This window comes from Pseudomonas sp. Pse79, assembly GCF_024519615.1.
GTDB lineage: Bacteria > Pseudomonadota > Gammaproteobacteria > Pseudomonadales > Pseudomonadaceae > Aquipseudomonas > Aquipseudomonas veronii.
In genome coordinates this window covers 42,406-48,951 of sequence record NZ_JALJRR010000033.1, presented here as the reverse complement: position 1 = coordinate 48,951, position 6,546 = coordinate 42,406, and the positions used below count along the sequence as shown (strand labels likewise).

The window sequence follows — 6,546 nt, the reverse complement described above, 5'->3', positions numbered from 1 at the left end:
CTCCGGTTTCAAACGTAAAGGATGTCTCCGGTCTGTACCGGGGCAAGCCCCCTCCCACATTTTGCTTTGGGGTGTTTCAGCTACGGCGGTAGAACCGATCCAGCAACGCTGGCAACCCCGCTCGCCACGCCCGCGGCTTGATGCCGAAGGTATGCAGAATTTTCTTGCAGGCCAGCACCGCGTGTTGTGGTTCTTCACCGGCATCCGGCCGAGCCGCATGGGCCTGGGCGGTGGGGGCTTCGATCACCAGCGCACGGAAACTGCGCGCTTCGGTGAGGATCGCCTGGCCCAGCGCCAACGGCGTGGTCGCCTCGTGACCGGCGTAGTGATAAGTGCCCCACAGCGGCGCCGCGCAGTCGAGTTGCTTGAGTACGGAGATGATCACCCGCGCCGCATCGTCCACCGGCGTCGGGTTGCCGCGACGGTCGTCCGCCATCAGCAGTTCTTCAGTCTGCTCGGCCCGCGCCAGGAAACGCCCGAGGGTGCCGTCGACACTGTCATCCAGCAGCCAGCCAAAGCGCAGCAACACATGCTGCGGGCAGGTGGCGCGCACGCTCTGTTCGATACGCCACAACGCCTGGCCGCGCAGGCCCAGGGGCACTGGCTCGTCCTTTTCGCTGTAGGCAGTGGCGCGGGAGCCATCGAACACGCGGTAGCTGGACGGTTGCAGCAAGGTGATGCTGTGGTGCTGACACAGTTCGGCCAGGCGTTCGATCGCCGACTCCTGGGCGGCCAGACGGCTTTCGCTGACCGTTTCGGCCTGGAACCAATCGAAATAGTAGGCGAGGTTGATCAACGCATCGGGACGGGTGTCGTCGAGCAATTGGGTAAGGCTCGCGGCATCCCAGCCGTCTTGGGGCGGTTTGGGGGCGAGGAAACCGATGTCTTCCTCTGCACCGAGGCGAATCAGCGCCTGCCCGAGGGCATTCCCGCCGCCCAACAACATAAGGCGCATTCGCATAGATTGAGCTGGCCCGGTCTGTTTGGAACGATGGCTAGTATCGACAGGCGTTTGAGCCTTGCCGTGGGTATTTGCCAGAATCGTTGCATTTTGCGGGTTTGTAGCGCAACCGTCACGGACAAAGTGCGGGCTTGCAACTTGGCCCTGGCGGTTGCATATAGGGATCATGAACCTTCCTGAAACAACCGATACGGTCTTGAACGGCTTTCACCCCGCCGTCAGCGCCTGGTTCCGCAGCACCTTCCCCTCGGTGACCCACGCCCAGGCCCAGGCGTGGCCGCTGATCCGCCAGCGCCGCTCGACGCTGATCGCCGCACCCACCGGCTCCGGCAAGACGCTGACGGCCTTCCTCGCGGTGCTCGATGACCTGGTTCATCAAGGCCTGGCCAACGGCGGGCAACTGCCGGATGAAACCCAGGTGGTGTATGTGTCGCCGCTCAAGGCGCTGTCCAACGACATCCAGATCAACCTGCAAACCCCGCTGACCGGGATCACCGCGCATTTACAGCAACTGGGCCTGCCACCGCTGGCGATCCGCACCGCCGTGCGTACCGGCGACACGCCGCAAAAAGACCGCGTGCTGATGCGCAAGCGTGCGCCGCATATTCTGGTGACCACGCCGGAATCGCTCTACGTGCTGCTGGGCTCGGACTCCGGCCGGCAGATGCTCGCCAGCACGCGCACGGTGATCGTCGACGAGATCCATGCGATCGCGGCGAGCAAACGCGGCAGTCACCTGGCCCTGAGCCTCGAACGCCTGCAAGGCTTGTGCGCCGAGCCGTTGATACGCATCGGTCTGTCGGCCACGCAAAAACCCATCGAGGCGGTGTCGCGTTTTCTGGTGGGCACGGCACGTCCGTGCGCGATCGTCGACATCGGCCATGCGCGCCCGCGTGACCTGGATATCGAAGTGCCGCCGGTGCCGCTGTCAGCGGTAATGGCCAACGACGTGTGGGAATTGGTCTACGACCGCCTCGCCGCCCTCGCCCGCGAACACCGCACCACGCTGATTTTCGTCAACACCCGGCGCCTGGCCGAACGCCTGGCGCGGCATTTGAGCGAGCGCCTGGGCAAGTCCGCCGTGGCCGCGCACCACGGCAGCCTGGCCAAGGAGTTGCGCCTGGACGCCGAACAACGGCTCAAGGCTGGCGCGCTGCAAGTGCTGATCGCCACCGCATCCCTGGAACTGGGGATCGATATCGGCGAGGTCGACCTGGTGTGCCAGATCGGCTCGCCCGGTTCCATCAATGGGTTTCTGCAAAGAGTCGGTCGCTCCGGGCACCAGGTCGGCGGCACGCCCAAGGGGCGCCTGTTCGCTACCACCCGCGATGATCTGATCGAATGCGCCGCCCTGCTCGACTGCGTGCGCCGGGGCGAGCTGGACACCTTGCACATCCCGGTCGCGCCGCTGGACGTGCTGGCCCAGCAAATCGTCGCCGAAGTCAGCGCGCGGGAATGGCCGGAACAGGCGCTGCTCGAACTTATCCACCGCGCCGCGCCCTATGCCGAGCTGGATGAACGCCATTACCAGGCGCTGGTGCAGATGCTCTGCGACGGCTACAACGGCCGCCAGGGCATCCGCAGCGCCTACCTGCACCGCGACGCCGTGACCGGCACCCTGCGCGGCCGTCGGGGCGCCAGGCTGACCGCCGTGACCAGCGGCGGCACCATCCCCGACAACGCCGACTACAGCGTGTTGCTCGAGCCTCAGGGCCTGAACATCGGCAGCGTCAACGAAGACTTCGCGGTGGAAAGCATCGCCGGGGATGTCTTCCAGCTCGGTAATACGTCCTACCGGATCTTGCGGGTCGAAGCCGGCAAGGTGCGGGTCGAGGACGCCCATGGCCAGCCGCCGACCATCCCGTTCTGGCTCGGCGAAGCGCCGGGGCGCAGCCGCGAATTGTCGGCGGCGGTCGCGCGTTTGCAGGGCCAGTTGGACGAACTGCTCGGCGCCACGCCCGGCGATCTGCAGCCCACCCTCGCCTGGCTCACCGACACCCTGGGCCTGAACCGCGCCAGCGCCGAACAGATCGTGGATTACCTGGCCCGCGCGCGCCTGGCGCTCAGCGCGTTGCCGTCCCAGGACACGCTGATCATGGAGCGGTTTTTCGACGAGTCCGGCGGCACCCAACTGATCATCCACACGCCGTTCGGCAGCCGCATCAACCGCGCCTGGGGCCTGGCGCTGCGCAAGCGCTTCTGCCGCACCTTCAACTTCGAACTGCAAGCGGCGGCCAGCGAGAATGCGATCGTGCTGTCGCTGTCCACCAGCCACAGTTTCGCGCTGGATGAGGTGTGGTGTTATCTCAACAGCCAGACCGCCGAGCACCTGCTGATCCAGGCCGTGCTCGACGCACCGTTGTTCGGCGTGCGCTGGCGCTGGAACGCCGGGGTGGCCCTGGCGTTGCCGCGTTTTACCGGCGGGCGCAAGGTGGCGCCGCAGATCCAGCGGATGAAAAGCGAAGACCTGATCGCCAGCGTGTTTCCCGACCAGATCGCGTGCCTGGAAAACCTCGCCGGCGAGCGCGAAGTACCCGACCACCCGCTGGTCGAACAAACCCTGGATGACTGCCTGCACGAAGCGATGGACAGCGACGCCTGGCTGGCCCTGTTGCGGCGCATCGAGCGCGGCGAGGTACGCCTGATCAGCCGCGACCTGCCGGCGCCCTCGCCCATGGCCGCGGAAATTCTCAGCGCGCGGCCCTACACCTTTCTCGACGACGCGCCGCTGGAAGAACGCCGCACCCAGGCCGTGCTCAACCGGCGCTGGAGCGACCCGCAGAGCACCGACGACCTTGGCGCGCTGGACGCCGACGCCATCGCCGGCGTGCGCGAAGAGGCCTGGCCGGCGCCCCATGGCCTGGATGAAATGCATGAAGCGTTGATGAGCCTGGCGTGCATCGTCGACAGCGAGGTTACGCCGCAATGGCAGCAGTGGTTGCAAACGCTGGCCAAGGGCGGACGCGCCTGTCATCTGCCCCAAGGCCAGTGGGTGGCGGTGGAACGCCTGAGTTGCTTGCGGGCGATTTACCCCAACGACTTGCCGCTGTTGCCCGGCTTCGATGAGCCCTGGACCTTCGATGACGCGCTGGTGGAAGTGCTGCGCGCGCGCCTCGGGGGGTTCGGCCCGCTGAGCCTGATCGAAATCGCCGCGCCCCTTGGGCTGCCGGTGACCGACATCGCCCAGGCCCTGGCCCGCCTGGAGCAGGAAGGCTATGTGTTGCGCGGGCGTTTCAGCCCCGGCGCCCGCGAGGAACAATGGTGCGAACGGCACCTGCTGGCGCGGATTCATCGCTACACGGTCAAGCGCCTGCGCCGGGAAATCGAGCCGGTGGCGTTGCAGGACTTCATGCGCTTTCTGTTCGATTGGCAGCACCTGTCCGACGGTACGCGTGGCCAGGGCAGCGCGATGTTGCCGCAGATCGTCGCCCAGTTCGAAGGCTACGCGGCGGCCACCTCGGCCTGGGACAGTGACTTGCTCAGCGCGCGGCTCAAGGATTACACATCAACCTGGCTCGACGACCTGTGCCGCAGCGGCAAGCTGGTGTGGACACGCCTGAGCAACAAGCCCGGCGCCACCGCCCTGCGCAGCACGCCCGTGGTGCTGCTGCCGCGCAGCCAGGTGCCGTTGTGGAGCGGGTTGACCGAACAGACCGACAGCACGACGTTGTCGCCCAAGGCGCAGAAAGTCCACCAGACCCTGCGCGAACACGGCGCGTTGTTTTTCGATGAGCTGGCCCACGAAGCCCATCTGCTGCGCAGCGAGCTGGAAACGGCGCTGCAGGAGCTGGTCGGTGCCGGCCTGGTGAACGCCGACAGTTTCGCCGGGCTGCGTGCACTGACCACGCCCGCGAGTAAACGCCAGGCGCGCAGCAGCCGGCGCGGGCGCGGTGCATTTGTCGGCGGCATGGACGATGCCGGGCGCTGGGCGCTGATCCGGCGCCCGTCGACCGCCGCCGGCCCGCACTCGGCCGAAACCCTGGAGCATGTGGCGATGACCTTGCTGCGCCGCTACGGCGTGGTGTTCTGGCGACTGCTGGAGCGCGAGGCGGATTGGCTGCCAAGCTGGCGCGAACTGTTGCGCACCTTTCACCGCCTGGAGGCACGCGGGGAGATTCGCGGCGGGCGGTTCGTCAGCGGGTTGGCGGGCGAACAGTTCGCCTTGCCGGAAGCGATCCCGCTGCTGCGTGAGGTGCGGCGGCGGGCCCATGATGGAAGCCTGATCGCGGTGTGCGGGGCTGATCCGCTGAACCTGGTGGGCACGCTATTGCCGGGCAGCAAAGTGCCGGCGGTGAGTGGTAATCGGATTGTGTATCGCGATGGGTTGCCGGCGGCGGTGATGGTCGGCGGCAAACAGCAACTGTTGGTGGAGGGGGATCAGCGGGCGGTGTTGGAGAAGTTGATCAGGCATTGAGCCGGGTGACTTTGAAGGCCTCATCGGGGGCAAGCCCCCTCCCACATTTGATTGTGTTCACAGATCAACGTGTGGGAGGGGGCTTGCCCCCGATGAGGCCAGAACATCATCAGGCCTATAGGAAGCTGACGAGGCGAGCGAGGGCGGTGACGACGAAACATTCTTCACACACCAAACCGGCTGCGGTACTCGCTGGGCGCCAGGCCGGTGATTTTCTTGAAGGTGGCGCGAAACGCGCTGGGGTCCTGATAGCCCACGGTCCAGGCGATATGGTCGATGGTGCCGTTGGTGAACTCGAGCATTTGCCGGGCTTTGCCCACTCGCAGGTGCTGGCAGTATTCGGTGGGTTTCAAACCCGTCGCGCCGCGAAAGCGCCGCAGGAACGTGCGTTCTTCGAGGCCGGCCTCCTGCGCCATCGCCGCCACCGAGACATCCACCGCGCCACTGGCTTGCAACCAGTGCTGCACTTTCAGGATCGCGCCGTCGCCATGCCAGAGAATCGGCGCAAAGTTGCTGCCGCACTGGCTGGCGCTGTCGCTGTGTTCGATCACCAGAAAGCGCGCCGTGTCCGCCGCAACGCTCGGCCCCATGAGGCGGTCGACCAGGCGCAGGCCCAGTTCGGACCACGCCATCAGCCCGGCGGTGGTGATCAGGTCGCCGTCATCGACGATCGGTTTATCCGCTTCCAGACGCACCGCAGGGTAACGCTCTGCGAACGTACTGGCAGAAGACCAATGGGTGGTGGCGCTGCGCCCGTCCAGCAAACCACTGCGCGCCAGCATGATCGAGCCGATGCACACGCCACCGAGCACGGTGCCCGCCGCGTGTTGTTGGCGTAGCCATTGCAACAACGCGGGTGGCGTCTGTTGCTCGGTGAATTCGCCAATCGACGGTGGCACCAGCACGGCCATCAGCGGTTGGCCGGGGCCGGGATGGCTGGCGAATACGCGCGCGGGCGTACCATCTGCCGCCACCTGCCAATGGCTGACCCGCAGCAGCGGCAATTGCGCGGATTGGTGCGCGGCGGCGATCCGGTTGGCCACCCCGAACAGATCGGTCAGGCCATGCACCGCCGCCAGTTGCGCGCCCTGATAGATCAACACACCCAACTCGATGATCGAGCGTTCCACGGCCATTGTCAGTTTTCCCCCTGCTATTGTCGGTGCAGCCA

3 protein-coding genes are annotated in these 6,546 nt (G+C 66.1%); 1 reads left to right on the top strand and 2 read right to left on the bottom strand.

Annotation, left to right across the window (positions count from 1 at the left end):
* Positions 1 to 76 precede the first annotated feature (76 nt).
* Positions 77 to 961, bottom strand: a complete 885-nt coding sequence (locus NR164_RS27660) for a sugar nucleotide-binding protein (RefSeq protein WP_026140363.1) — start codon at positions 959 to 961, stop codon at positions 77 to 79.
* Between the two features lie 166 nt (positions 962 to 1,127).
* Between NR164_RS27660 and NR164_RS27655 the strand changes: the two genes are divergently transcribed.
* Positions 1,128 to 5,375: a DEAD/DEAH box helicase gene (locus NR164_RS27655; protein ID WP_256823518.1), complete on the top strand. Its 4,248-nt coding sequence runs from the start codon at positions 1,128 to 1,130 to the stop codon at positions 5,373 to 5,375.
* A 164-nt stretch (positions 5,376 to 5,539) separates the two neighbouring features.
* On the opposite strand, the gene NR164_RS27650 is transcribed toward NR164_RS27655, so the two are convergent.
* On the bottom strand, positions 5,540 to 6,511 hold the full coding sequence (locus tag NR164_RS27650; protein ID WP_256823517.1) for a GlxA family transcriptional regulator: 972 nt from the start codon (positions 6,509 to 6,511) through the stop codon (positions 5,540 to 5,542).
* Positions 6,512 to 6,546: the final 35 nt, after the last annotated feature.

Coding starts and splice junctions, on each gene's coding strand:
- NR164_RS27655 (WP_256823518.1), top strand. CDS start 1,128: ATGAACCTTCCTGAAACAACCGATACGGTCTTGAACGGCTTTCACCCC.
- NR164_RS27650 (WP_256823517.1), bottom strand. CDS start 6,511: ATGGCCGTGGAACGCTCGATCATCGAGTTGGGTGTGTTGATCTATCAG.
- NR164_RS27660 (WP_026140363.1), bottom strand. CDS start 961: ATGCGAATGCGCCTTATGTTGTTGGGCGGCGGGAATGCCCTCGGGCAG.